The sequence below is a fragment of the Streptomyces sp. NPDC002076 genome, from assembly GCF_053593835.1.
In genome coordinates this window covers 115,451-136,200 of record NZ_JBSFDI010000012.1, presented here as the reverse complement: position 1 = coordinate 136,200, position 20,750 = coordinate 115,451, and the positions used below count along the sequence as shown (strand labels likewise).

Here is a 20,750-nt window from a genome sequence, read left to right as displayed (position 1 = left end):
TTCACCGACCTCCACACACCACACCCCGTAACCGAACGACGTCGAAACCCACCGGAATCACTCGAACTGGCGAACCCTTCCTGTTCGACCCCGGAACGGATCATTCCGGCCGGACGGTATGCCCATGGCACATTCACCTGGCAGGTACGCCGACTTCGAGAGCCTGCGGGAGCGGGCGGTGGCCCTGCGGCGGGCAGGGCTCAGCCGACGACAGATCCGCGACCGGCTGCACGTCGACAACAACGACATCCTCAACCGCCTCCTGGAGGGCGAGCCGCCGCCGGAATGGACGAAGCGCCCGAACGCGAAGGACGACCTGCGGGAGAGGGCGCGGGAGCTACGACTCCAGGGGTGGACCTACGACCAGATCCAGGTGGAGCTGGGGTGCTCCAAGAGTTCGATCTCGCTGTGGGTGCGGGATTTGCCGAGGCCGGAGCGCAAGCGCACCTACGAAGAAGCGGCGGCCATCGCCCGGAGGGGCTGGGAGGCAAAGCTGCAGATCCGCGAGGAGGAGCGCAAGCAACGCAAGGAGGCAGCGCGAGCAGAGATTGGCGCGCTGACGGATCGCGAGTTGTTCCTTGCGGGCGTCGCCCTCTACTGGGCAGAGGGATCAAAGAGCAAACCGTACGCTCGGCGAGAGTGCGTGACTTTCGTCAACAGCGACCCCGACGTCATCGCGCTCTACCTCGCGTGGCTCGATCTGCTCGGAGTGAAGAAGGACCGCATGCGGTTCCGCGTCATGATCCATGAGACGGCCGACATCGACGCAGCCGAGCGCTACTGGGCGGACCTGGCTGCTGTGGGCGTCGCTGTCTTCCTCAGAGCGACCCTCAAGAAGCACAACCCTAAGACCGTGCGCAGGAACACGGGCGACGACTACCGGGGGTGCCTCGTAATCAAGCTCCTGCAGGGAGCCGACTTGTATCAGCGCATTGAGGGTTGGTGGACTGGGATAGCTGCCGACGCGCAGGCCCGTCTCAGGTAAGGTCTGATGCAGTGATCCGCCGTAGTGTAATTGGCAGCACGGCACCCTTTGGAGGTGTTTCGGTCTAGGTTCGAGTCCTAGCGGCGGAGCTGCACTCCCGGGCCCTGACCTCCCCGTCAGGGCCCGCTCTCACCTCCCCCAAGCAGCACCCCGGTATCCTGCGGCTGTCACTCCCACTCACCCACAGCCGAAGGGCAACCCCGTGAGCGCCATCCGCCCGGCAGCCGTAGTCGTTCTCGCAGCGGGTGAGGGCACCCGTATGAAGTCGGCCACACCGAAGGTCCTGCACGAGATCTGTGGCCGGTCCCTCGTGGGCCATGTGCTGGCCGCCGCCCGAGAGTTGGATCCGGAGAATCTGGTCGTGGTCGTGGGCCACGCCCGTGAGCAGGTCAGCGCTCACCTCGCCGCGATCGACCCGGACACCAGAACCGCCGTACAGGCGGAGCAGAACGGGACCGGGCACGCCGTACGGATGGGCCTGGAGGAGCTGGGCGGGGCCGTCGACGGGACCGTCGTGGTCGTCTGCGGGGACACGCCGCTCCTCACCGCCGACACGCTCAAGCAGCTCGCCGAGACGCACGTCACCGACGGCAACGCGGTGACCGTGCTGACCGCCGAGGTTCCGGACGCCACCGGGTACGGCCGGATCATCCGCGACGAGGCGACGGGTGCCGTGACCGCGATCGTGGAGCACAAGGACGCGACCGACGTCCAGCGGTCGATCCGGGAGATCAACAGCGGGGTGTTCGCCTTCGACGGTCAGCTGCTGACGGACGCGCTGAAGAAGGTGCGGACGGACAACAGCCAGGGTGAGGAGTACCTCACCGACGTGCTCGGGATCCTGCGGGAGGCCGGACACCGCGTCGGTGCCTCCGTGGCCGGGGATCACCGGGAGATCGCGGGCATCAACAACCGGGTGCAGCTGGCCGAGGCGCGCCGGATTCTCAACGACCGGCTGCTGACGGCGGCGATGCTGGACGGGGTCACCGTCGTCGACCCTGCTTCCACCTGGGTCGATGTGACCGTCTCGTTCGAGCGGGATGTCGTCGTTCATCCGAACACGCAGCTCATCGGTTCCACGCGCCTCGGTGAGGGTGCCGAGGTCGGTCCGAACAGCCGGCTGAAGGACACGCAGGTGGGTGCCGGGGCGCGGGTGGACAACACGGTGTCCGACGGGGCCGTGGTCGGGCCGGAGGCGTCTGTGGGGCCTTACGCGTATCTGCGGCCCGGGACGCGGCTCGGTGCCAAGGGCAAGATCGGGACGTACGTCGAGACGAAGAACGCCTCGATCGGTGAGGGCACGAAGGTGCCGCATCTGTCGTATGTGGGTGACGCGACGATCGGTGAGTACACGAACATCGGCGCGGCGAGTGTGTTCGTGAACTACGACGGTGAGAGCAAGCACCACACGACCGTCGGGTCGCATTGCAGGACGGGGGCGGACAACATGTTTGTGGCTCCTGTCACGGTCGGGGACGGTGCCTACACCGCCGCCGGGTCTGTGATCACGAAGGATGTGCCGCCCGGTTCGCTGGCCGTGGCCCGTGGTCAGCAGCGGAATATCGAGGGTTGGGTGGCTCGGAAGCGTCCGGGGAGCGCGGCTGCGAAGGCGGCCGAGACTGCGTCCCGGAGGGGTGAGAGCGAGGACTGAGCGGAAACGGGTACGTCAAACACGGCGTACCGTGATAAGTGCACATCCGCACGCGTGCACCCGCACCCCTACCAGCTGGTTCGGCCTCTCATGCCCAGACGGGAGGTCGCAGTAGCAGCCGGCTGGCTGAGACAACCTCTGAGGAGACTGTGCTGTGACCGGGATCAAGACGACCGGCGAGAAGAAGTTGATGTTCTTCTCCGGCCGCGCCCACCCCGAGCTTGCCGAGGAGGTCGCCCAGCAGTTGGGTGTCGGGGTTGTCCCGACGAAGGCCTTCGACTTCGCGAACGGTGAGATCTACGTCCGTTATCAGGAGTCGGCGCGTGGTGCGGACTGCTTTGTGATCCAGAGCCATACGGCTCCGATCAATCAGTGGATCATGGAGCAGTTGATCATGATCGACGCGCTGAAGCGTGCGTCGGCTCGCTCCATCACGGTGATTGTGCCGTTCTACGGTTACGCGCGGCAGGACAAGAAGCACCGGGGCCGTGAACCTATTTCGGCGCGTCTGATCGCGGATCTGATGAAGACGGCGGGGGCGGACCGGATTCTGACCGTGGATCTGCACACGGATCAGATCCAGGGTTTCTTCGACGGGCCGGTGGATCATCTGTTCGCGCTGCCGCTGCTTGCCGACTATGTGGGCGAGAAGGTGGACCGGGACAAGCTGACGGTGGTGTCGCCGGATGCGGGGCGTGTGCGGGTGGCGGACCGGTGGTGTGACCGGCTGGGTGCGCCTTTGGCCATCGTGCACAAGCGGCGGGACAAGGATGTGGCGAACCAGGTGACCGTCCACGAGGTCGTGGGTGAGGTCAAGGGGCGTGTGTGTGTTCTCGTCGATGACATGATCGACACGGGTGGGACGATCTGTGCCGCCGCCGATGCGCTGTTCGCGCATGGTGCGGAGGATGTCATCGTCACCGCCACGCACGGTGTGCTGTCGGGTCCGGCCGCGGACCGGCTGAAGAACTCGCGGGTGAGTGAGTTCGTGTTCACGAACACGCTGCCGACGCCGGCGGAGCTGGGCCGGGATCTGGACAAGATCACGGTGCTGTCGATCGCTCCGACGATCGCGAGTGCGGTGCGTGAGGTGTTCGAGGACGGTTCGGTGACGAGCCTCTTCGACGAGCAGTGAGGTTTCTGCAGCCCCGCTGTGTGAGGTAGCCGAAGATCCTTTTGGGTGCGGCCTCCTGGTCCGAGTAGACTGCTGCAGTTGCTCGGCGAGGGAGGCCGTTCTCCGTTTCTGACGGGGTTCGGCGGTCCGTTATCGACGCGCTCTTCGTAGCAGGCCGTTCGTGGCCGGGTGACCACGTCCGTTCCCAGTTCCTACGAGGAGTGATCATCATGTCCGAGGTGAAGCTCACCGCCGAGACCCGTACCGAGTTCGGCAAGGGTGCCGCGCGCCGCATCCGCCGTGACAGCAAGGTTCCGGTTGTTCTCTACGGCCACGGCACCGAGCCGCTGCACCTGACCCTGCCGGGTCACGACCTGCTGCTGGCGCTGCGTACGCCGAACGTCCTGATCTCCCTGGACATCGACGGCAAGACCAACGAGCTGGCGATTCCGAAGGCCGTGCAGCGTGACCCGCTGAAGGGCTTCCTGGAGCACGTCGACCTGCTGCTGGTCAAGCGTGGCGAGAAGGTCACGGTCGAGATCCCGGTGCACACCGAGGGCGAGCTGGCCCCGGGTGGCAACCTGCTGGAGCACGTCCTGAACACGCTGCCGGTCGAGGCCGAGGCGACGCACATCCCCGAGGCCGTCACGGTCTCCGTCGAGGGTCTGGCGGCCGGTGACTCCGTGCTCGCCAAGGACATCACCCTGCCGAGCGGTGTGACCCTGGCCGTCGAGGAGGACGCGGTCGTTCTGCAGGTGCTGCAGGCCCAGGCCGAGGAGATCGAGGGCGAGGCCGCCGAGGCGGGCGAGGAGCAGGCCGAGGCCTGATCCGCCGGCGTCAGCCTCTGACGTCGTCATCATTCGTTCAGCCGCTGCTCTCCCTCGCGGGGAGCGGCGGCTGGCGCGTATCGAGGAGAGATGGACGTGACCACCCCCGCCAGCAGTGACCCCTGGCTGATCGTCGGGCTCGGGAATCCCGGGCCGGAGTACGCCATGAACCGGCACAACGTCGGTTTCATGGTGGCGGACCTGCTCGCGGGGCGGATCGGGGGGAAGTTCAAGCGGGCGGGCAAGGCGCAGGCGCAGGTGCTGGAGGGGCGGATCGGTCCGGCGGGGCCGGGCAGCCGGCGGGTGATCCTGGCGAAGCCGATGTCGTACATGAATCTGTCCGGTGGTCCGGTGAACGCGCTGAGGGACTTCTACAAGGTGCCCGTGGCGAACATCGTGGCCGTGCATGACGAGCTGGACATCGACTACGGCACGCTGCGGCTGAAGCTGGGCGGTGGGGACAACGGGCACAACGGTCTGAAGTCGATGACGAAGGCGATGGGTTCGGACTATCACCGGGTGCGGTTCGGGATCGGCCGGCCTCCGGGTCGTATGCAGGTGGCGGACTTCGTGCTGAAGGACTTCTCGTCGGCGGAGCGCAAGGAGCTGGACTACTTCGTGGACCGTGCGGCGGATGCGGTGGAGTGTCTGGTGATCGAGGGGCTGGAGCGGGCGCAGAGCGCGTACAACTCCTGACATGTGCTGGTACGGCGGACACCGAGGTTGACCGCTCGTGCGGGTATGGCCAATGATCCCGGCCATGCCTGCCACAGCCAGCACTGCTCGCCAGGCCTCCGTGACCGCGTTGCGGTGGGGGCGGGTCGCGGCGACGGGCGCGCTCGCCGCGTTGATCCTGTTCGCCGGGGTGTGGGGTTCCTGGGGGACCGCGCAGCACGTGATGCTGTCCAGGGGGCGGGAGCAGGGCACGGTGCGGGTGACCTCCTGTGCGGGCGACATCTGCAGCGGTCCTTTTTCGCCGACGTCGGCGGGGGCGCGGGCACGCGCGCGTGTGGAGATCGCGGAGTCGGTCGCGGTGCGCAAGGGGCGGACGTACGACGTGGTGTTGAAGCCGGGTACGGCGGACGCGGTGCGCTCGGGTCCGGCGGGGATGCTGTATGCCTGGGTGCCGTTGGGCGGGGCGTTTCTGCTGGCCTCGGTGGTGGTGGCGGGCGGGTTGCGGCGGACGCGGGTGGCGTGGGTGCTGGCGGGGTGCGGGGTGGCTTTGCTGACGGGGGCTTTTCTGGCGGTGTCCGCGGGTTCGTGATTCCGTGCGCCGGTGGTGCCGGGCAGGCGTTGTGTCTTCGTGATTGACCCTGGGTCAGCGGGAGTCGGAAGCTGGGTCGCCCCCTCCACGTCTTCCCCGTAGGCCACTCGAAGATGGACCAGTCCCATGCGTACCCTCATTCGTGCCGGCGCGGTGTCCGCCGGTCTGTCGGCGGCGCTGTTCCTCGCGCCCGCGGCGCACGCCGCTCCGCCCGGTGACAACGGCGATGTGAAGATCCACAAGTCCTCGACGGGCGAGTACGACGAGCGCAATCAGCCGCACGTGTGCTCGTTCTACCTGGACGCCTTCCACTTCGACGGCGGCCAGCAGGTCGACTGGCGTATCGAGGTGTGGGCCCCGACCGGTGGGGCGAAGGGCGCGACGGTGAAGTCGGGTGCGCTGTCCCTGGACGGTGACGGCCATGGCCGGACGGCGGACATGACGCTGCCCGACGGGCACTACAAGCTGTTCTGGAACTTCGTGGGCGAGAACGGGTCGGCCAAGCACAAGGTGTTCTGGACCGACTGCCAGGGCTCCGGCGGCGCTGGCGGTACGCCGTCGCCGGGTCCGTCGTCCGGTGCGACGTCGAGTGCGTCCCCCGCGCCGTCCTCGTCCGCGTCCGCGTCGCCGTCCTCGTCGGCCCCTGGTTCGGCGTCCTCGTCGTCGCCCGTTCCCGCTGTGTCCTCCTCGCCGTCCGCGCAGGGTGGTGGCGGTCTCGCCGAGACGGGCAACGGCGTTCCGGTGGGTGCGCTGTCGGGTGCCGCGGCCCTGCTGGTCACTGCGGGCGGCTGTCTGGTGGTGCGGCGCCGGAAGGCGCGTGGCTGACCGGTGCCGGAAAGGGCGGTGCCCCCGGGGTCGTACGACCTCGGGGGCACCGTCTGTTCCGGCGGCGGGTCAGCCGGTGTTGCGCAGGCCTGCCGCCACGCCGTTGACGGTGAGGAGCAGGGCGCGGGAGAGCAGCGGGTCGGGCTCGGTGCCCGCGGCCGCCGCGTCGCGCTGGCGCTTGAGCAGGGTGACCTGGAGGTAGGAGATGGGGTCCAGGTAGGCGTCGCGGATGGTGAAGGTCTGCTTGAGGACGGGCTGGGCGTCCAGCAGTTCCTGTTCGCCGGTGATCCGCAGGACCTCGCGGACGGTCAGTTCGTGTTCGGCCCTGATGGTGTCGAAGACGTGCTTGAGGTCGTCGGGGACGAGGGTGTCGACGTAGTGCTGGGCGATCCTGAGGTCGGTCTTGGCCAGGGTCATCTCGACGTTGGAGACGAAGTTCTGGAAGAAGTGCCACTGCTGGTGCATCTCGTCGAGGACGGTGTCCAGGCCCGCCTCGCGCAGGGCCTTCAGTCCCGAGCCGACGCCGAACCAGCCGGGGACGATCTGCCGGGACTGGGTCCAGCCGAACACCCAGGGGATGGCGCGCAGGCCGTCGAGGCCGGCGCCGGAGTCGGGGCGCCGGGAGGGGCGGGAGCCGAGGTGGAGTTCGGCGAGCTGGTCGACCGGGGTGGAGGCGAAGAAGTAGGCGGGGAGGTCGGGGTCCTCGACCAGGCGGCGGTAGGCGGCGTGGGCGGCGTCGGAGACGACGTCCATGGCGGCGTCCCAGCGGGCGAGGGCCTCGTCGGACTGGCGGGGGGCGGTGTGCAGGGCGGAGGCCTGCAGAGTGGCGGCGACGGTCAGTTCCAGGTTCTCCCGGGCGAGGGAGGGGATCAGGTACTTGTCGGAGATGACCTCGCCCTGCTCGGTGACCTTGATCTCGCCCTCCAGGGTGCCCCAGGGCTGGGCGAGGATGGCGTCGTGGGAGGGGCCGCCGCCGCGGCCGACGGTGCCGCCGCGGCCGTGGAACAACCTCAGCCGGACCCCGTAGCGGTGGGCGACGTCGCGCAGCCGCCGCTGGGCGCGGTGGATCTCCCACTGGCTGGTGGTGATGCCGCCGAACTTGGAGGAGTCGGAGTAGCCGAGCATGACCTCCTGGACGTCGCCGCGCAGCGCGACCAGCCGCCGGTAGGACGGGTCGGAGAGCATGTCCTCCAGGATGGTGTCGGCGGCGCGCAGTTCGTCGGTGGTCTCCAGCAGGGGGACGATGCCGATCTTCGCCCAGCCGGCGTGGAGGTCCATAAGCCCGGCCTCGCGGGCGAGGACGGCGGCGGCGAAGACGTCGTCGGCGCCCTGGCACATGGAGATGATGTAGGACTCGACGACCTCGGGGCCGAAGACCTCCAGGGCCTTCTTGACGGTCTCGAAGACGCCGAGGGTCTTCTGACCGGCGGCGTCGACGGGGGCCGGGGTGGGGGCGAGCGGGCGGCGGGAGCGCAGTTCCTTGGCGAGGAGCTTGGCGCGGTACTCGCGGGGCATGTCGGCGTACCGCCAGGACTCCTCGCCGAGGCGGTCGAAGAGCTGGCCGAGGGCGTGGTGGTGGGCGTCGGCGTGTTCGCGGACGTCCATGGTGGCGAGCTGGAGGCCGAAGGCGGCGAGGGTGCGGATGGTGCGGGCCAGGCGGCCGTCGGCGAGCAGGCCGCCGCGGTGCTCGCGCAGCGAGGCCTGGATGATCCTGAGGTCCTTCAGCAGTTCGCTGGTGCCGAGGTAGTCGCGGCCCGCCTCGTGCGGGATGCCCCTGGCGAGGCGCTGCTTGGTGTTCTCCAGCTTCTGCCGGATGCAGGTGGCCTTGAGCCGGTAGGGCTCCTCGGCGTTGAGGCGCTTGTAGCGGGGGCTGATCTCGGGGAGCACCTCCAGGTCCTGGGTGAGGGACTCCAGGAGTTCTTCGGTGGCGCCGGTGTAGCGGATGGAGTTGGAGAGCAGTCCGCGCAGCTCGTCGATCATCTCCAGGGCGTCGTTGATGCCGTGCTCGTGCTGGAGGATGAGGACGTCCCAGGTGACCTGGGGGGTGACGTTGGGGTTGCCGTCGCGGTCGCCGCCGATCCAGGTGCCGAAGGTGAGGGGGCGGGTGTCGTCGGGCAGCTTGACGCCGACCCGCTCCAGTTCGGCCGTGAGGTCCTCCAGGACGTCGCCGACGGCCTCGGCGTGCAGTTCGTCGAGGTAGTAGATGGCGTTGCGGGCCTCGTCGGCGGGCTCGGGGCGGACGACGCGCAGTTCGTCGGTCTGCCAGACGAGGTCGATGTTCTCGGCGAGGCGGACGTCGTGGCGGCGGCGATCGGAGCCCTGGACGGGGGTCTCCAGGAGCGCGGCGATGCGCCGGAGCTTGTTCAGCACCGAGCGGCGCGCGGCCTCGGTGGGGTGTGCGGTGAACACCGGGCGAACGTTCAGGTTCTGGACGGTCTGCTTCAGGTGTGCCGGGTCGGCGTCCTTGAGCCGGTCGGCGGTGCGGGCGAGGAGGCCGCCCTCGGCGGCGCGCCGGGCGCGCAGTTCGCGGCCGCGGTGCACCTGTTCGGTGACGTTGGCGAGGTGGAAGTAGGTGGAGAAGGCGCGCACCAGCTTGGCGGCGGTCTCCAGTTCGATGCCGCGCAGCAGTTCGGCGGCGGCCTCGCCGTCCTCGCGGGTGAGGCGGCGGACCTTCTCGACCAGGTCGAGGAGCTCGGGGCCTTCCTGCCGTACGAGGGTCTCGCCCAGGAGATCACCCAGCCGGCGGATGTCGGCGCGCAGCTCGCTGCTGGTCGTGGTGGTCTGGTCGTCGGCACTGCTCACAGGTGCGGCTCCTTGCAGTGTGGAAGCTCTCTGGGAGGGAACCCGGCCGGCTGCCGCGCGGCGGGCGCCGCATAGGGGCCGGAGCGTCCGGGAAGGAAACTTCAGCGGACCGCGCTGTCCGACCGAGTTCAAGGATAGGTGTCGATGGGGACGCGCAGGCTCCGGGGCTCTTGCCGCCGCTCGACACGCTGCCATACTTACGACGCCGTAGGTTACGGAACCGTAGGAAGTGCCGTCGCCTTCCGTGCGGTTCCGGCGGCCCGGCATCTGTCTCGACCCTCGACCCCACAGGGGACGCGCATGACCTCAAGTTCCGATGTGATCGACGAAGCCCGTAAGGCCGACGACAGTGCGATCACGTCCGCCACGCTGGGCGGCGAGCAGAAGCGTTCGATCGAGCAGATCACGCTGCTTCTGTTCATCACCGTGCCGTTCCTGGCGCTCGTGGCGGCCGTGCCGCTGGCCTGGGGCTGGGGGGTGAGCTGGCTCGATCTGGGCCTGCTGGTGTTCTTCTACTTCCTGGGGTGTCACGGCATCACGATCGGTTTCCACCGGTATTTCACCCACGGTTCGTTCAAGGCCAAGCGGCCGCTGAGGATCGCGCTGGCGATCATGGGTTCGCTGGCGGTCGAGGGCCCCCTGGTGCGCTGGGTGGCCGATCACCGCAAGCACCACAAGTTCTCCGACGCGGAGGGCGACCCGCACTCTCCGTGGCGGTTCGGCGAGACGGTTCCGGCGCTGATGAAGGGCCTGTGGTGGGCTCACATCGGCTGGATGTTCGACGAGGAGCAGACCCCGCAGGACAAGTACGCACCGGATCTGATCAAGGACCCGGCGATAAGGGCGATCTCCCGGCAGTTCGTGTACTGGACGGGCGTCTCCCTGCTCCTGCCGCCGCTGATCGGCGGTCTGGTGACGATGTCCTGGTGGGGTGCGTTCACCGCGTTCTTCTGGGGTTCACTCGTACGGGTGGCGTTGCTGCACCATGTGACGTGGTCGATCAATTCGATCTGTCACGCGGTGGGCAAGCGGCCGTTCAAGTCGCGGGACCGTTCGGGGAATGTGTGGTGGCTGGCGGTGCTGTCGTGCGGTGAGTCCTGGCACAACCTGCACCATGCCGACCCGACCTCGGCGCGGCACGGTGTGATGCGCGGCCAGATCGACTCCTCGGCCCGGTTCATCCGCATCTTCGAGCTGCTGGGCTGGGCGTACGACGTGCGCTGGCCGTCACGCTCGCGTATCGATTCGCGCCGGAACACCGACCAGGGCGGCTCCCGGCGCCGGACGGAGACCGCGAAGGCGGCATGATTGACGCCGTGGCGACCGACTCCAGCAGCACCTCCAGCAACGACAAACCGCGGCGGACCCGCCGGACCCGTATGACCGGTGCGGAGCGCCGCCAGCAGCTGCTGGAGATCGGTCGTACCCTCTTCGCCGCGAAGGGTTTCGAGGGCACCTCGGTGGAGGAGATCGCGGCGAAGGCCGGGGTGTCCAAGCCGGTGGTGTACGAGCACTTCGGGGGCAAGGAGGGCCTGTACGCGGTGGTGGTGGACCGCGAGATGCGCCGCCTGCTGGACATGGTGACCAGCTCCCTGACCGCAGGCCATCCGCGTGAGCTGTGCGAGCAGGCCGCGTTCGCTCTGCTGGACTACATCGAGGAGTACACGGACGGCTTCCGCATCCTGGTCCGTGACTCCCCCATCCCCCAGTCCACGGGCTCCTTCGCCTCCCTCATCTCCGACATCGCCACCCAGGTGGAGGACATCCTGGGCCGCGAGTTCAAGTCCCGCGGCTTCGACCCGAAGCTGGCCCCGCTGTACGCGCAGGCGCTGGTCGGCATGGTCGCCCTGACCGGCCAGTGGTGGCTGGACGTACGCCGCCCGAAGAAGGCGGAGGTCGCCGCGCACCTGGTGAACCTGGCGTGGCACGGGCTGGACGGGCTGGAGCAGAAGCCGCGGCTGATCGGACACCGCAAGGCGTAGTCCAGGGGCCCCGCGGTCATCGGGGCTGGAGGAACTCCAGCCGGTTGCCGACGGGGTCCTGCGAGTAGAAGCGCAGGTGGCCGGGGAGGTTGTCGTCCCAGGTCACCTGGGCGCCCTTGGCGGTGAGCCGGGCGGCGTACGCCTCGATCTGCGTCACCCGCAGCCCGGGGTGCGCTTTCTTCGCCGGTCGGAAGCCGTCCTCGATGCCCAGGTGGAGCTGCACGCCACCGGCCTGGAACCAGCAGCCGCCGCGCGCCGCGAGCACCGGTGGCTTCGGGATCTCCGTCATCCCCAGGACGTCGACGTAGTACGCCCGCAGCGCGTCCTCCGACCCGGGCGGGGCCGCCAGCTGCACATGGTCGACCGCGACGAGCATGCTCAGGCCCCCTTCACGGCGACGGCGAACAGCCGGCGGAAGGGCAGGACCGTGCCGTACGGCGCGCTGGGGTAGGCCTGCCGCAGCAGGTCCCGGTACTCCGCCAGGAACGCGTCGCGTGCCTCGGGGTCGTCGGCGAGCGCGGTCAGCGCGGGCCTGAGGCCGGTGCCCTTCACCCAGTCCAGGACCGGATCCTCGCCCTGCAGGAGGTGGAAGTACGTCGTCTGCCACACGTCGGTCGCACAGCCCAGGCGGGCGAGGCGGTCCAGATAGGCGCCGGGGGTGTGCACGGAGTCGGTGCGGCGCAGGACGTCGGCGAGCCGGGACTTCCAGCGGGGGGTGCCGGCGAGTTCGCGCATCAGGGCGTGCAGCGGGGCGTCGATGTTGTCGGGCACCTGGAAGGCGAAGGTGCCACCGGGCCTGAGGCCGGCGGTCCACTGGGCGAAGCGGTCGGCGTGGTCCGGCACCCACTGGAGGGTCGCGTTGGAGACGATCAGGTCGTACGGCTCCCCGGGCACCCAGGTGCGTACGTCGGCCAGGGCGAAGTCCAGCCGTCCGCCGCCTGCGGTGGGGCCTTCGTGCTCGGTGTGGGCCCGGTCGAGCATCTCGGGCGAGTTGTCGTAGCCGGTGACGTGGGCGGCGGGCCAGCGTTCGGTGAGCAGCGCGGTGACGTTGCCCGGGCCGCAGCCGAGGTCGGCGATGCGGGGCGCCGGTGTGGGGAGCGCGGGGACGCGGGCGAGGAGGTCGGCGAAGGGACGGGCCCGGTGACCGGCGTGCCGCAGATACTGCCCGGGGTCCCAGATCGGTGTCGTCATACCACCACTGTCCCCCCGACTTATCTCGACGTCAAGAGACTCGACATCAAGAGACTTCATGTCGACACAACCACTACACTGATCTCCATGGAGGACGAGGTCGATCGGCTGGTCGCAGCGTGGCGCCGGGAACGTCCGGACCTCGACGTGGAGCCGCTGGAAGTGCTCAGCCGGGTGAGCCGACTCGCCCGGCACTTGGACCGTGCGCGCCGGCTCGCCTTCGCCGAGCATCAGCTGGAGCCGTGGGAGTTCGACGTGCTGACCGCGCTCCGGCGCGCGGGCACGCCGTACCAGCTCTCCCCCGGTCAGCTGCTGACGCAGACTCTGGTCACCTCGGGCACGATGACCAACCGCATCGACCGGCTGGCCAAGAAGGGCCTCGTGGAGCGGCTGCCCGACCCGAGCGACCGGCGGGGCGTGCTGGTCCGGCTGACCGGGACCGGCCGGGACCGCGCCGACCAGGCGCTGGCCGGCCTGCTGGAGCAGGAGCGGGCGATCCTCGCCGAGCTGTCCCGCGCCCAGCGCGCCGAACTGGCCGGTCTGCTACGCCAGTTGACCGCCCCGTTCGACAACATCCCCGGTTAGCTCGGCCGGTCCGACCCCCGCCCGGCGGGCGAGGGCGACGGCGGCCAGCGTCGAGTGGACACCCAGCTTGCCGAGGACGTTCTGCATATGGGTGCGCACGGTGTGCGGAGAGAGGAACAGCCGCTCGGCGACGGCCTTGCGGCCGAGGCCCGCGACCATGCAGCGCAGCACCTCCCGCTCGCGCGGGGTGAGGGACTCCACCAGCCGCTCGCTCTCGGTGCGGTGCCGCCGGGCGGCCGTGAGCTCCCTGAGCACACCGGTGAGCAGGGCGGGCGGCAGATGGGTCTCGTCGCGCAGCACACCCCGGATCACCGTCAGCAGCCGGGACAGCGAGCAGTCCTTGGCGACCCATCCCGAGGCACCGGCCTGCAGCGCGAGCGCCGCCCGCCGGGAATCGTCCTTCTCGGCGAGCACCACGATCCGCACGGCGGGCTGGGCGGCGCGGACCCCGGCGACCAGCGAGAGCCCGTCGACCAGGCCCTCCTCGTTGCCCTCCTGCACGGGCACGGGAACCGCCGGACGGCTGCCGGGCACATGGCCACCCAGGTCGGCGTCGACCAGCAGCACATCGAAGCGGCGGCCCTCGCCGGCCGCCCGCTCCAGACAGCGCAGCGCGGCGGGGCCGCTGCCGGCGGCGGAGACCTCGACGTCCGGCTCGGCGGCCAGGGCGGCGGCGAGCGACTCGGCGAAGATACGGTGGTCGTCGACGACCAGGACTCGGATACGAACCACGAAACCCCTCCCGGACCGGGCCTGGTCCACTGGAGAACGACAACCCGCGCGGGTACGGACACCTACGGAAAGGACGCACGCCGCGCGGCCGCCGCCGTCGCGGAAACTGCTACCCCCACCGCGGGCGCCGTACCCGCCTGTCTCGCCCCCTGATCAGCACCGGCCCCCACCGGTGCTGTTCCACAGAGTACGGATGGGAGCACGCAGCGGAAGGAGATTTGCAGAACTGGCCGTCCAGCGCGTTTATGGTGTGCCGCAAGTTTCGTATCGAGACGGAAGTCGACAAACCCCGACGCGATCTGCTTCCCTCACGGCACCGGGATCATCGCTGACACCCGGTGCCGCTGCACCCGGGGCGGTGGAGTTCAGACCTCCCGCCGCGCCCCCGCCGACGGCACTGCCTCGAAGACCCGGGGGGCCGTGGAGCCCGCCGCTGCGAAGGCTTCTTCGATCGCCTTGGTGAGGGTGTCGACGTCCGTGGCCTCCGCCAGGACGATCGCCGAGCCGCCGAAGCCGCCGCCGGTCATGCGGGCGCCGAGCGCGCCGTTCGCCAGGGCCGTGTCGACGACCAGGTCCAGCTCCGGGCAGGAGATGCGGAAGTCGTCGCGCAGGGAGGCGTGGCCCTCGGTGAGGACCGGGCCGATCGCGCGGGTCTCACCGGCGCGGAGCAGGCCGACGACCCGCTCGACCCGGTGGTCCTCCGTCACCACATGGCGGACCAGGCGGACGACCTCCTCCTCGTCGCCCAGGCGGGCGAGCGCCGCGTCCAGCTCGGCGTAGGGGACGTCCCGCAGGGCGTCGACGCCGAGCAGGGCCGCGCCCTTCTCGCAGCCGGCCCGCCGCTTGCCGTACTCGCCGCCGCTGTGGGCGTGCTTGACCCGGGTGTCCACGACCAGCAGGCGCAGGCCCTCGGCCGCGAGGTCGAAGGGGATCTGCTGCTGGGACAGGTCGCGGGTGTCCAGGAAGAGCGCATGGCCCTGCTCGCAGCAGGCCGACGCGGTCTGGTCCATGATGCCGGTCGGCGCGCCGACGTAGACGTTCTCGGCGCGCTGGCACAGCCGGGCCAGCTTCCAGCCCGGTAGGCCCAGGTCGAAGAGGTCGCGCAGCGCGAGCGCGATCACCACCTCCAGGGCCGCCGAGGAGGACAGGCCGGCGCCGGTCGGGACCGTCGAGGACAGGTGGACGTCCGCGCCGGTCACACCGTGGCCCGCCTCGCGCAGCGCCCAGACCACGCCCGCCGGGTACGCCGTCCAGTCGTCGTCGCTCTGCGGGGCCAGGGCGTCCAGCCGCAGCTCCCTGACGCCGCCCTCGACGTCCGCCGAGTGCAGGCGCAGGATGCCGTCGGTGCGGCGGGAGACCGCCGCGATCGCCCGGTGCGGCAGCGCGAACGGCATCACGAAGCCGTCGTTGTAGTCGGTGTGCTCGCCGATGAGGTTGACGCGGCCGGGTGCCGCCCACACGCCCTCCGGTGCGGCGCCGTACAGCTCGGCGAAGCGCTCCGCGACCTGCTGTGCCCCCACTAGTGCTCCTTCGTGATGCTCTGCGTGAACTCCCACGCGTCCGCGACGATGCCCGCGAGATCCGCGCGGGTCGGGTTCCAGCCCAGCTTCTCGCGCGCCGTGGCCGCCGAGGCGACCAGGACGGCCGGGTCGCCGCCGCGGCGCGGGGCCACGATCTCGCGGATCGGGCGGCCGGTGACCTGCCGGACCGTCTCGATGACCTCGCGGACGGAGAAGCCCTCGCCGTTGCCGAGGTTGCAGATCAGGTGCTCGCCCGGCTGCGCGGCCGCCAGGGCCAGCAGGTGGGCCTCGGCCAGGTCCGCGACGTGGATGTAGTCGCGGACGCAGGTGCCGTCCGGGGTCGGGTAGTCGTCGCCGTAGACGGAGATCGCGTCGCGGCGGCCCTGGGCGACCTGGAGGACCAGCGGGATCAGGTGGGACTCGGGGTCATGGCGCTCGCCGTGCGCGCCGTAGGCGCCGGCCACGTTGAAGTAGCGCAGGGAGACCGCCGCCAGGCCGTGGGCGCCGGCCTCGCTGGTGATCATGTGGTCGACGGCCAGCTTGGAGGCGCCGTAGGGGTTGGTCGGCCTGGTCGGCGCGGTCTCCACGATCGGGACCTGCTCCGGCTCGCCGTAGGTGGCCGCCGTGGAGGAGAAGACGAGCTTGCGCACGCCCGCCTCGCGCATCGCGCCGAGCAGCGCCATGGAGCCCGCGACGTTGTTGTCCCAGTACTTCTCCGGCTTCACCACGGACTCGCCGACCTGCGAGGACGCGGCGAAGTGCAGCACGCCGTCGTAGGAGGGGTCGAGCCACTTGGCGGCGTCGCGGATGTCGCCCTCGACGAAGGCCGCCCCGGCCGGGACGCCCTCGCGGAAGCCGGTGGAGAGGTTGTCGAGGACGGTGACCTCGTGGCCGGCCTCCAGCAGATGCTGGGCCACGACACTGCCGACGTAACCCGCGCCACCCGTCACCAGGTACTTCATGAACTCGCTACCTCTCGCAGTCGCTCGGCCGCGCGCTCCGGCGGCACGTCGTTGATGAACACGCTCATGCCGGACTCGGAACCCGCGAGAAACTTCAGCTTGCCGGAAGTGCGGCGGATGGTGAAAAGCTCGAGGTGGAGCGCGAAGTCGTCCCGCGTGACCCCCTCGAACTCCTCCAGCGCGCCGAACGGGGCCTGGTGCCAGGCCGCGATGTAGGGCGTCGGAGGTTCCCCCTCGCCGAAGATACGGTCGAAGCGCCCCAAGAGTTCCAGATAGACCTGGGGGAATTCTGTGCGCGCCGCCTCGTCGAGGGCGAGCAGATCGGGCACGCGGCGCTTGGGGTACAGGTGTACCTCGTACGGCCAGTGCGCCGCGTAAGGCACGAAGGCCACCCAGTGTTCACCCTCGAGGACCACCCGCTCCTCGGCGAGCTCCCGCTCCAGGACGGTGTCGAAGAGGTTCTCGCCGCCGGTCGCCTCCTTGTGCGCGGCGAGCGAGCGGAGCATCAGCGCGGTGCGCGGGGTGGTGAAGGGGTAGGCGTAGATCTGTCCGTGCGGGTGCTGGAGGGTCACGCCGATCTCGGCACCGCGGTTCTCGAAACAGAACACCTGCTCGACGGAGGGCAGATGCGACAGCTCCGACGTCCGGTCCGTCCACGCGTCCAGCACCAGCCGGGCCTGTTCGACGCTCAGGCCGGCGAAGGAGGCGTCGTGATCGGAGGTGAAGCAGACGACCTCGCAGCGGCCGGAGTCGCCGGCGAGGGAGGGGAAGCGGTTCTCGAAGACGACGACGTCGTACGACGAGTCGGGGATCTCGCTGAGCCGGTCGCCCCGCGTGGGGCACAGGGGGCACTCGTTCGCCGGCGGGTGGTAGGTGCGGCTCTGCCGGTGGGAGGCGACGGCGACGGCGTCGCCGAGCAGCACGTCGCGGCGGATCTCGGACGTCGTATGGGTCCGCTCCAGCGGGCGGCGGTCGACGGCGTCCCGCACGGTGTCGTCCCGCAGGTCGTAGTAGATGAGCTCACGACCGTCGGCCAGCCGTGTCGAGGTCTTCTTCAACGCCGGACTCCTCTACGTCCCGCACCCAATCACTCAACACAATCAAACATAACAGACCACAACTCGACAACGGTCAGGACGATCACAATCAAACAAAGAACACCAACAGAAGTGTTCAATTTCTGAACGCGGAGGCGTAGGTTCCGCTCTGGATCAGTTCGCGCAACGAAGCGAGTACTCATGCAAACCCCCACAGACAGCCCCCTGTATATGGCGGCGGCGCTACGGCTCCCCACGAACTGGCTGGACTACACGATCCTGGCGATCTACTTCGTCGTCGTGCTCGGCATCGGCTTCGCGGCCCGCCGCTCGGTGAAGACCAGCCTGGACTTCTTCCTCTCCGGACGCTCGCTGCCCGCCTGGATCACCGGCCTCGCCTTCATCTCGGCGAACCTGGCGGCCACCGAGATCCTGGGCATGGCCGCGAACAGCGCCCAGTACGGCGCGTACACCGTGCACTGGTACTGGATCGGCGCCATCCCGGCGATGGTCTTCCTGGGCCTGGTGATGATGCCGTTCTACTACGGCAGCAAGGTCCGCTCGGTCCCCGAGTTCCTGCTGCTGCGCTTCGACCGGGCCGCCCACCTGCTCAGTTCGATCCTGTTCGCGTTCGCCGCGATCCTGATCGCGGGGGTCAACCTGTACGCCCTCGCGATCGTCGTCGAGGCCCTGCTCGGCTGGCCGCAGTGGGTAGCGATCGTGGTCGCCGGCGCGTTCGTGCTCGCGTACATCACCCTCGGCGGCCTGTCCTCGGCGATCTACAACGAGGTCCTGCAGTTCTTCGTGATCCTGGCCGCCCTCATCCCGATCACCGTCCTCGGCCTGAAGAAGGCCGGCGGCTGGAGCGGGCTGACCCACAAGCTCACCGCGACGCACGGCGCGAACTTCACCACCGCCTGGGGCGGCACCGGCATCGGCCATGTCAACCCGCTCGGCGCGAACTGGCTGACCATCGTCCTCGGCCTCGGCTTCGTCCTCTCCTTCGGCTACTGGACGACCAACTTCGCCGAGGTGCAGCGCGCCCTGTCCGCGAAGAACCTCTCCGCGGGGCAGCGGACCCCGCTGATCGCCGCCTATCCGAAGATCTTCATCGTCTTCCTGGTGATGATCCCGGGCCTGGTCGCCGCCGCGCTCGTGCCGAAGATCGGCACCTCCGGCTCGGGCCTGCAGTACAACGACGCCATTCCGTACCTGATGCAGGAACTGCTGCCCAACGGCGTGCTCGGCATCGCCGTGACCGGTCTGCTCGCCGCGTTCATGGCCGGCATGGCGGCCAACGTGTCGTCCTTCAACACCGTGTTCACCAACGACATCTGGGCGAAGTACGTGGTGCGCGGCCGTGAGGACGCCTACTACGTCGGGTTCGGCCGCCTGATCACCGTGATCGGCGTCCTCGCCTCCATCGGCACGGCGTTCCTGGCGTCCTCGTTCTCGAACATCATGAGCTACCTGCAGACGCTGTTCTCCTTCTTCAACGTGCCGATGTTCGTCGTGTTCATCGTCGGCATGTTCTGGAAGCGGGCGTCCGCCAAGGCCGGCTTCTGGGGCCTGCTCGCGGGCACCGTGACCGCGATGATCAACTACTTCGTCTTCTACAAGAAGGGGATCATCTCCATCCCCTCCGACCAGGGCGCCAACTTCGTCTCCGCGATCGCGGGCTTCGTCGCCGGCGCGATCGTGATGGTCGCGGTGTCCCTGTTCACCAGTCCGAAGCCGGCGCAGGAGCTGCAGGGCCTGGTCTACGGCACTCGCTCCCCCGGCATGTCCGAACCGCCCGCACCGGGCGACGAGGCCTGGTACCGCCGGCCGGCCCTGCTGGGCTGGGGCGCGGTCGTGCTCGCCGCCGTCTGCTACGTCCCGTTCTCGTTCTGACGCGGGAGGATCGAGGAAACCATGTCCGAACACTCCGAGCACCCCGACCGTCGCCACCACTACACCGAGGACGAGGTGGCGCGGGAAGTCACCGAGCTGGAGGGCAAGTCCGCGACGGCCGCCCGCATCTTCGACCTGCGCCGCATCATCGGCGGCCTGTTCGTGCTGTACGGCGTCATCGTCACGATCACCGGCATCACCGACTCGCAGGCCGCCATCGACAAGGCCCAGGGCGTCAACATCAACCTGTGGACCGGGATCGGCATGCTCCTGCTGGGCATCTTCTTCCTGGCCTGGCTGAAGCTCAGGCCTGCGGCGCCTCGGCCGCTTCCTCCACAGGGCTCGCCGAAGGAGTGACCGTCGGCTGGGGGACGGTGCCGCCACAGGGGGGTGCGGACCGTCCCCCGACTTCGGGTTCGTCGTGGCTGATCGCGCCCACGCGGCGGAGCCGCATGTCGATACAGCCCCGCGCCCCTGCGGGGCGCACCCCCCGGTCGGCACCAGTGCCGGGCGCCTACTCGGTACCGGAACCCAACGGTCCCGCCCGGTCCAGCAGCCCCGTTCGCGCGGCCAGTGCCGCCGCTTCCAACCGCGACCCGACGCCCAGCTTCATCAGCACCCGCTGGACATGGGTGCGGGCCGTGCTCGGCGCGATGCCCATCCCCGCCGCGATCAGCCGGGTGTCCTCCCCGTCGGCCACCCGCACCAGCACCTCCACCTCCCGCGGCGTCAGCATCGACAGCAGCCGCTGAGCCTCGTCGTCAGGCTGCGCCGCGGGGTTGAGCAGCTCCCCGAACGCCCCCTGCAGCAACTGGGGAGCCACCGCCGCCTCCCCGGCCCGCGCCTTCATGATCGCCCGCTCGACGCCCTCGATCCGCTCGTCGTGCCGCACGTACCCCGACGCCCCCGCCGCGAACGCCGCCGCGATCCCCCGCGGCGACGGCACCGGGCCGAGCACCACCACCGCCACCTGCGGCCGCTCCCGCTTGACCTTCACCACCGGGTCGAAGACACCCGGTTCGGCCGGCGCCGCCGTACCCAGCAGGCACACCTCCGGCGCCCGCGCGATCACCAGGTCCGCCGCGCCCGCCGCCGGCGCCGCCGCGGCGAGCACCCGGTGCCCGCGCAGCTTGAGCGCCGACGCGAGCGCCTCCGCGAGCAGGCGATGGTCGTCGACGACCATGAGCCGCACTCCCATAGAGCAACCCCCCAGTCCCCCCCATGGATGCCCCACTATGGACGCCCACCGGTCCGCACGGACAGAGGGCCCCCCGGCTCCTCGTCCTTCATGCCCCCGGAAGCTACACGCTTGTTCGACGGAGCGCTGCCCCTATTCATGAGAAGTGCCCCGGATCGATGAAATCCGGGGCACTTCTCGGT

General features: G+C 69.5%; 20 protein-coding genes and 1 tRNA gene. 13 read left to right on the top strand and 8 right to left on the bottom strand.

All coding sequences use genetic code 11. From position 1 onward, the window contains the following. Positions 1–124: 124 nt before the first annotated feature. The 8 genes from ACWCQS_RS25350 (at position 125) to ACWCQS_RS25315 (ending at position 6,666) form a co-directional block, all read left to right on the top strand. Positions 125–985, top strand: coding sequence for a hypothetical protein (locus ACWCQS_RS25350; protein WP_451006571.1), 861 nt, complete (start codon positions 125–127; stop codon positions 983–985). A gap of 15 nt (positions 986–1,000) precedes the next feature. Further along, a tRNA-Gln gene (locus tag ACWCQS_RS25345) sits at positions 1,001–1,074 on the top strand. A gap of 113 nt (positions 1,075–1,187) precedes the next feature. Further along, entirely contained in the window at positions 1,188–2,636 is a 1,449-nt protein-coding gene (gene glmU / locus ACWCQS_RS25340; protein ID WP_451006570.1) for a bifunctional UDP-N-acetylglucosamine diphosphorylase/glucosamine-1-phosphate N-acetyltransferase GlmU, read from the top strand. 154 nt (positions 2,637–2,790) lie between these two features. After that, complete coding sequence (locus ACWCQS_RS25335) at positions 2,791–3,771, top strand: ribose-phosphate diphosphokinase (RefSeq protein ID WP_450984078.1); 981 nt, start codon at positions 2,791–2,793, stop codon at positions 3,769–3,771. A 209-nt stretch (positions 3,772–3,980) separates the two neighbouring features. Further along, positions 3,981–4,577: a 50S ribosomal protein L25/general stress protein Ctc gene (locus ACWCQS_RS25330; RefSeq protein WP_451006569.1), complete on the top strand. Its 597-nt coding sequence runs from the start codon at positions 3,981–3,983 to the stop codon at positions 4,575–4,577. Between the two features lie 90 nt (positions 4,578–4,667). Next, positions 4,668–5,273, top strand: coding sequence for an aminoacyl-tRNA hydrolase (pth, locus tag ACWCQS_RS25325; RefSeq protein WP_388632081.1), 606 nt, complete (start codon positions 4,668–4,670; stop codon positions 5,271–5,273). A gap of 52 nt (positions 5,274–5,325) precedes the next feature. Further along, entirely contained in the window at positions 5,326–5,841 is a 516-nt protein-coding gene (locus ACWCQS_RS25320) for a hypothetical protein (RefSeq protein ID WP_451006568.1), read from the top strand. 126 nt (positions 5,842–5,967) lie between these two features. Next, positions 5,968–6,666 (top strand): hypothetical protein, encoded by a 699-nt coding sequence (locus ACWCQS_RS25315; RefSeq protein ID WP_451006567.1) that lies wholly within the window; start codon positions 5,968–5,970, stop codon positions 6,664–6,666. Positions 6,667–6,735: 69 nt separating this feature from the next. Here the strand turns inward: ACWCQS_RS25315 and ppc are convergent, their stop codons facing one another. Further along, entirely contained in the window at positions 6,736–9,468 is a 2,733-nt protein-coding gene (gene ppc, locus ACWCQS_RS25310) for a phosphoenolpyruvate carboxylase (protein WP_451006566.1), read from the bottom strand. 300 nt (positions 9,469–9,768) lie between these two features. Here ppc and ACWCQS_RS25305 point away from each other — a divergent pair, with 300 nt between their 5' ends. Both ACWCQS_RS25305 and ACWCQS_RS25300 read left to right on the top strand, forming a co-directional pair. Further along, positions 9,769–10,776: an acyl-CoA desaturase gene (locus ACWCQS_RS25305; RefSeq protein WP_451006565.1), complete on the top strand. Its 1,008-nt coding sequence runs from the start codon at positions 9,769–9,771 to the stop codon at positions 10,774–10,776. Next, positions 10,773–11,450, top strand: coding sequence for a TetR/AcrR family transcriptional regulator (locus ACWCQS_RS25300; RefSeq protein ID WP_067049993.1), 678 nt, complete (start codon positions 10,773–10,775; stop codon positions 11,448–11,450). Before ACWCQS_RS25305 ends, ACWCQS_RS25300 begins: the two co-directional genes overlap by 4 nt. Positions 11,451–11,466: 16 nt before the next feature. Here the strand turns inward: ACWCQS_RS25300 and ACWCQS_RS25295 are convergent, their stop codons facing one another. Together ACWCQS_RS25295 and ACWCQS_RS25290 are read right to left on the bottom strand one after the other, a co-directional pair. Next, on the bottom strand, positions 11,467–11,826 hold the full coding sequence (locus ACWCQS_RS25295) for a VOC family protein (protein ID WP_451006564.1): 360 nt from the start codon (positions 11,824–11,826) through the stop codon (positions 11,467–11,469). Positions 11,827–11,828: 2 nt separating this feature from the next. Beyond that, positions 11,829–12,641 (bottom strand): trans-aconitate 2-methyltransferase, encoded by an 813-nt coding sequence (locus tag ACWCQS_RS25290; RefSeq protein WP_451006563.1) that lies wholly within the window; start codon positions 12,639–12,641, stop codon positions 11,829–11,831. An 87-nt stretch (positions 12,642–12,728) separates the two neighbouring features. Here ACWCQS_RS25290 and tamR point away from each other — a divergent pair, with 87 nt between their 5' ends. Next, positions 12,729–13,226 carry a MarR family transcriptional regulator TamR gene (tamR, locus tag ACWCQS_RS25285; protein ID WP_353599108.1) on the top strand — a complete coding sequence of 166 codons (498 nt, stop codon included), beginning with the start codon at positions 12,729–12,731 and terminating at the stop codon, positions 13,224–13,226. Here the strand turns inward: tamR and ACWCQS_RS25280 are convergent. The 4 genes from ACWCQS_RS25280 to galT form a co-directional block, all read right to left on the bottom strand. Continuing rightward, a complete protein-coding gene (locus ACWCQS_RS25280; protein WP_451006562.1) occupies positions 13,185–13,958 on the bottom strand; it encodes a LuxR C-terminal-related transcriptional regulator in 774 nt (257 codons plus the stop codon). The two genes, tamR and ACWCQS_RS25280, sit on opposite strands and share 42 nt — an antisense overlap. A gap of 365 nt (positions 13,959–14,323) precedes the next feature. Continuing rightward, positions 14,324–15,478 (bottom strand): galactokinase, encoded by a 1,155-nt coding sequence (gene galK, locus ACWCQS_RS25275; protein ID WP_451006561.1) that lies wholly within the window; start codon positions 15,476–15,478, stop codon positions 14,324–14,326. Continuing rightward, positions 15,478–16,440, bottom strand: a complete 963-nt coding sequence (gene galE / locus ACWCQS_RS25270; RefSeq protein WP_451006560.1) for a UDP-glucose 4-epimerase GalE — start codon at positions 16,438–16,440, stop codon at positions 15,478–15,480. Before galE ends, galK begins: the two co-directional genes overlap by 1 nt. After that, on the bottom strand, positions 16,437–17,498 hold the full coding sequence (gene galT / locus ACWCQS_RS25265; RefSeq protein WP_451006559.1) for a galactose-1-phosphate uridylyltransferase: 1,062 nt from the start codon (positions 17,496–17,498) through the stop codon (positions 16,437–16,439). The genes galE and galT overlap by 4 nt, the downstream gene beginning before the upstream one ends. Positions 17,499–17,678: 180 nt before the next feature. Between galT and ACWCQS_RS25260 the strand changes: the two genes are divergently transcribed. Then, a complete protein-coding gene (locus ACWCQS_RS25260; RefSeq protein ID WP_451006558.1) occupies positions 17,679–19,370 on the top strand; it encodes a sodium:solute symporter family protein in 1,692 nt (563 codons plus the stop codon). A gap of 21 nt (positions 19,371–19,391) precedes the next feature. Continuing rightward, positions 19,392–19,727, top strand: coding sequence for a hypothetical protein (locus tag ACWCQS_RS25255; protein ID WP_450984089.1), 336 nt, complete (start codon positions 19,392–19,394; stop codon positions 19,725–19,727). A gap of 157 nt (positions 19,728–19,884) precedes the next feature. Here ACWCQS_RS25255 and ACWCQS_RS25250 read toward each other — a convergent pair whose 3' ends face one another. Further along, positions 19,885–20,568, bottom strand: a complete 684-nt coding sequence (locus ACWCQS_RS25250; protein ID WP_388632115.1) for a helix-turn-helix transcriptional regulator — start codon at positions 20,566–20,568, stop codon at positions 19,885–19,887. Between the last annotated feature and the right edge of the window lie 182 nt (positions 20,569–20,750).

Excerpts from the sequence above, each read along its gene's own strand:
- ACWCQS_RS25350 (WP_451006571.1), top strand. The coding sequence starts at position 125 with ATGGCACATTCACCTGGCAGGTACGCCGACTTCGAGAGCCTGCGGGAG.
- ACWCQS_RS25330 (WP_451006569.1), top strand. The coding sequence starts at position 3,981 with ATGTCCGAGGTGAAGCTCACCGCCGAGACCCGTACCGAGTTCGGCAAG.
- pth (WP_388632081.1), top strand. The coding sequence starts at position 4,668 with ATGGACGTGACCACCCCCGCCAGCAGTGACCCCTGGCTGATCGTCGGG.
- ACWCQS_RS25320 (WP_451006568.1), top strand. The coding sequence starts at position 5,326 with ATGATCCCGGCCATGCCTGCCACAGCCAGCACTGCTCGCCAGGCCTCC.
- ACWCQS_RS25315 (WP_451006567.1), top strand. The coding sequence starts at position 5,968 with ATGCGTACCCTCATTCGTGCCGGCGCGGTGTCCGCCGGTCTGTCGGCG.
- ACWCQS_RS25305 (WP_451006565.1), top strand. The coding sequence starts at position 9,769 with ATGACCTCAAGTTCCGATGTGATCGACGAAGCCCGTAAGGCCGACGAC.
- ACWCQS_RS25300 (WP_067049993.1), top strand. The coding sequence starts at position 10,773 with ATGATTGACGCCGTGGCGACCGACTCCAGCAGCACCTCCAGCAACGAC.
- ACWCQS_RS25295 (WP_451006564.1), bottom strand. The coding sequence starts at position 11,826 with ATGCTCGTCGCGGTCGACCATGTGCAGCTGGCGGCCCCGCCCGGGTCG.
- ACWCQS_RS25290 (WP_451006563.1), bottom strand. The coding sequence starts at position 12,641 with ATGACGACACCGATCTGGGACCCCGGGCAGTATCTGCGGCACGCCGGT.
- tamR (WP_353599108.1), top strand. The coding sequence starts at position 12,729 with ATGGAGGACGAGGTCGATCGGCTGGTCGCAGCGTGGCGCCGGGAACGT.
- galE (WP_451006560.1), bottom strand. The coding sequence starts at position 16,440 with ATGAAGTACCTGGTGACGGGTGGCGCGGGTTACGTCGGCAGTGTCGTG.
- ACWCQS_RS25260 (WP_451006558.1), top strand. The coding sequence starts at position 17,679 with ATGCAAACCCCCACAGACAGCCCCCTGTATATGGCGGCGGCGCTACGG.
- ACWCQS_RS25255 (WP_450984089.1), top strand. The coding sequence starts at position 19,392 with ATGTCCGAACACTCCGAGCACCCCGACCGTCGCCACCACTACACCGAG.
- ACWCQS_RS25250 (WP_388632115.1), bottom strand. The coding sequence starts at position 20,568 with ATGGGAGTGCGGCTCATGGTCGTCGACGACCATCGCCTGCTCGCGGAG.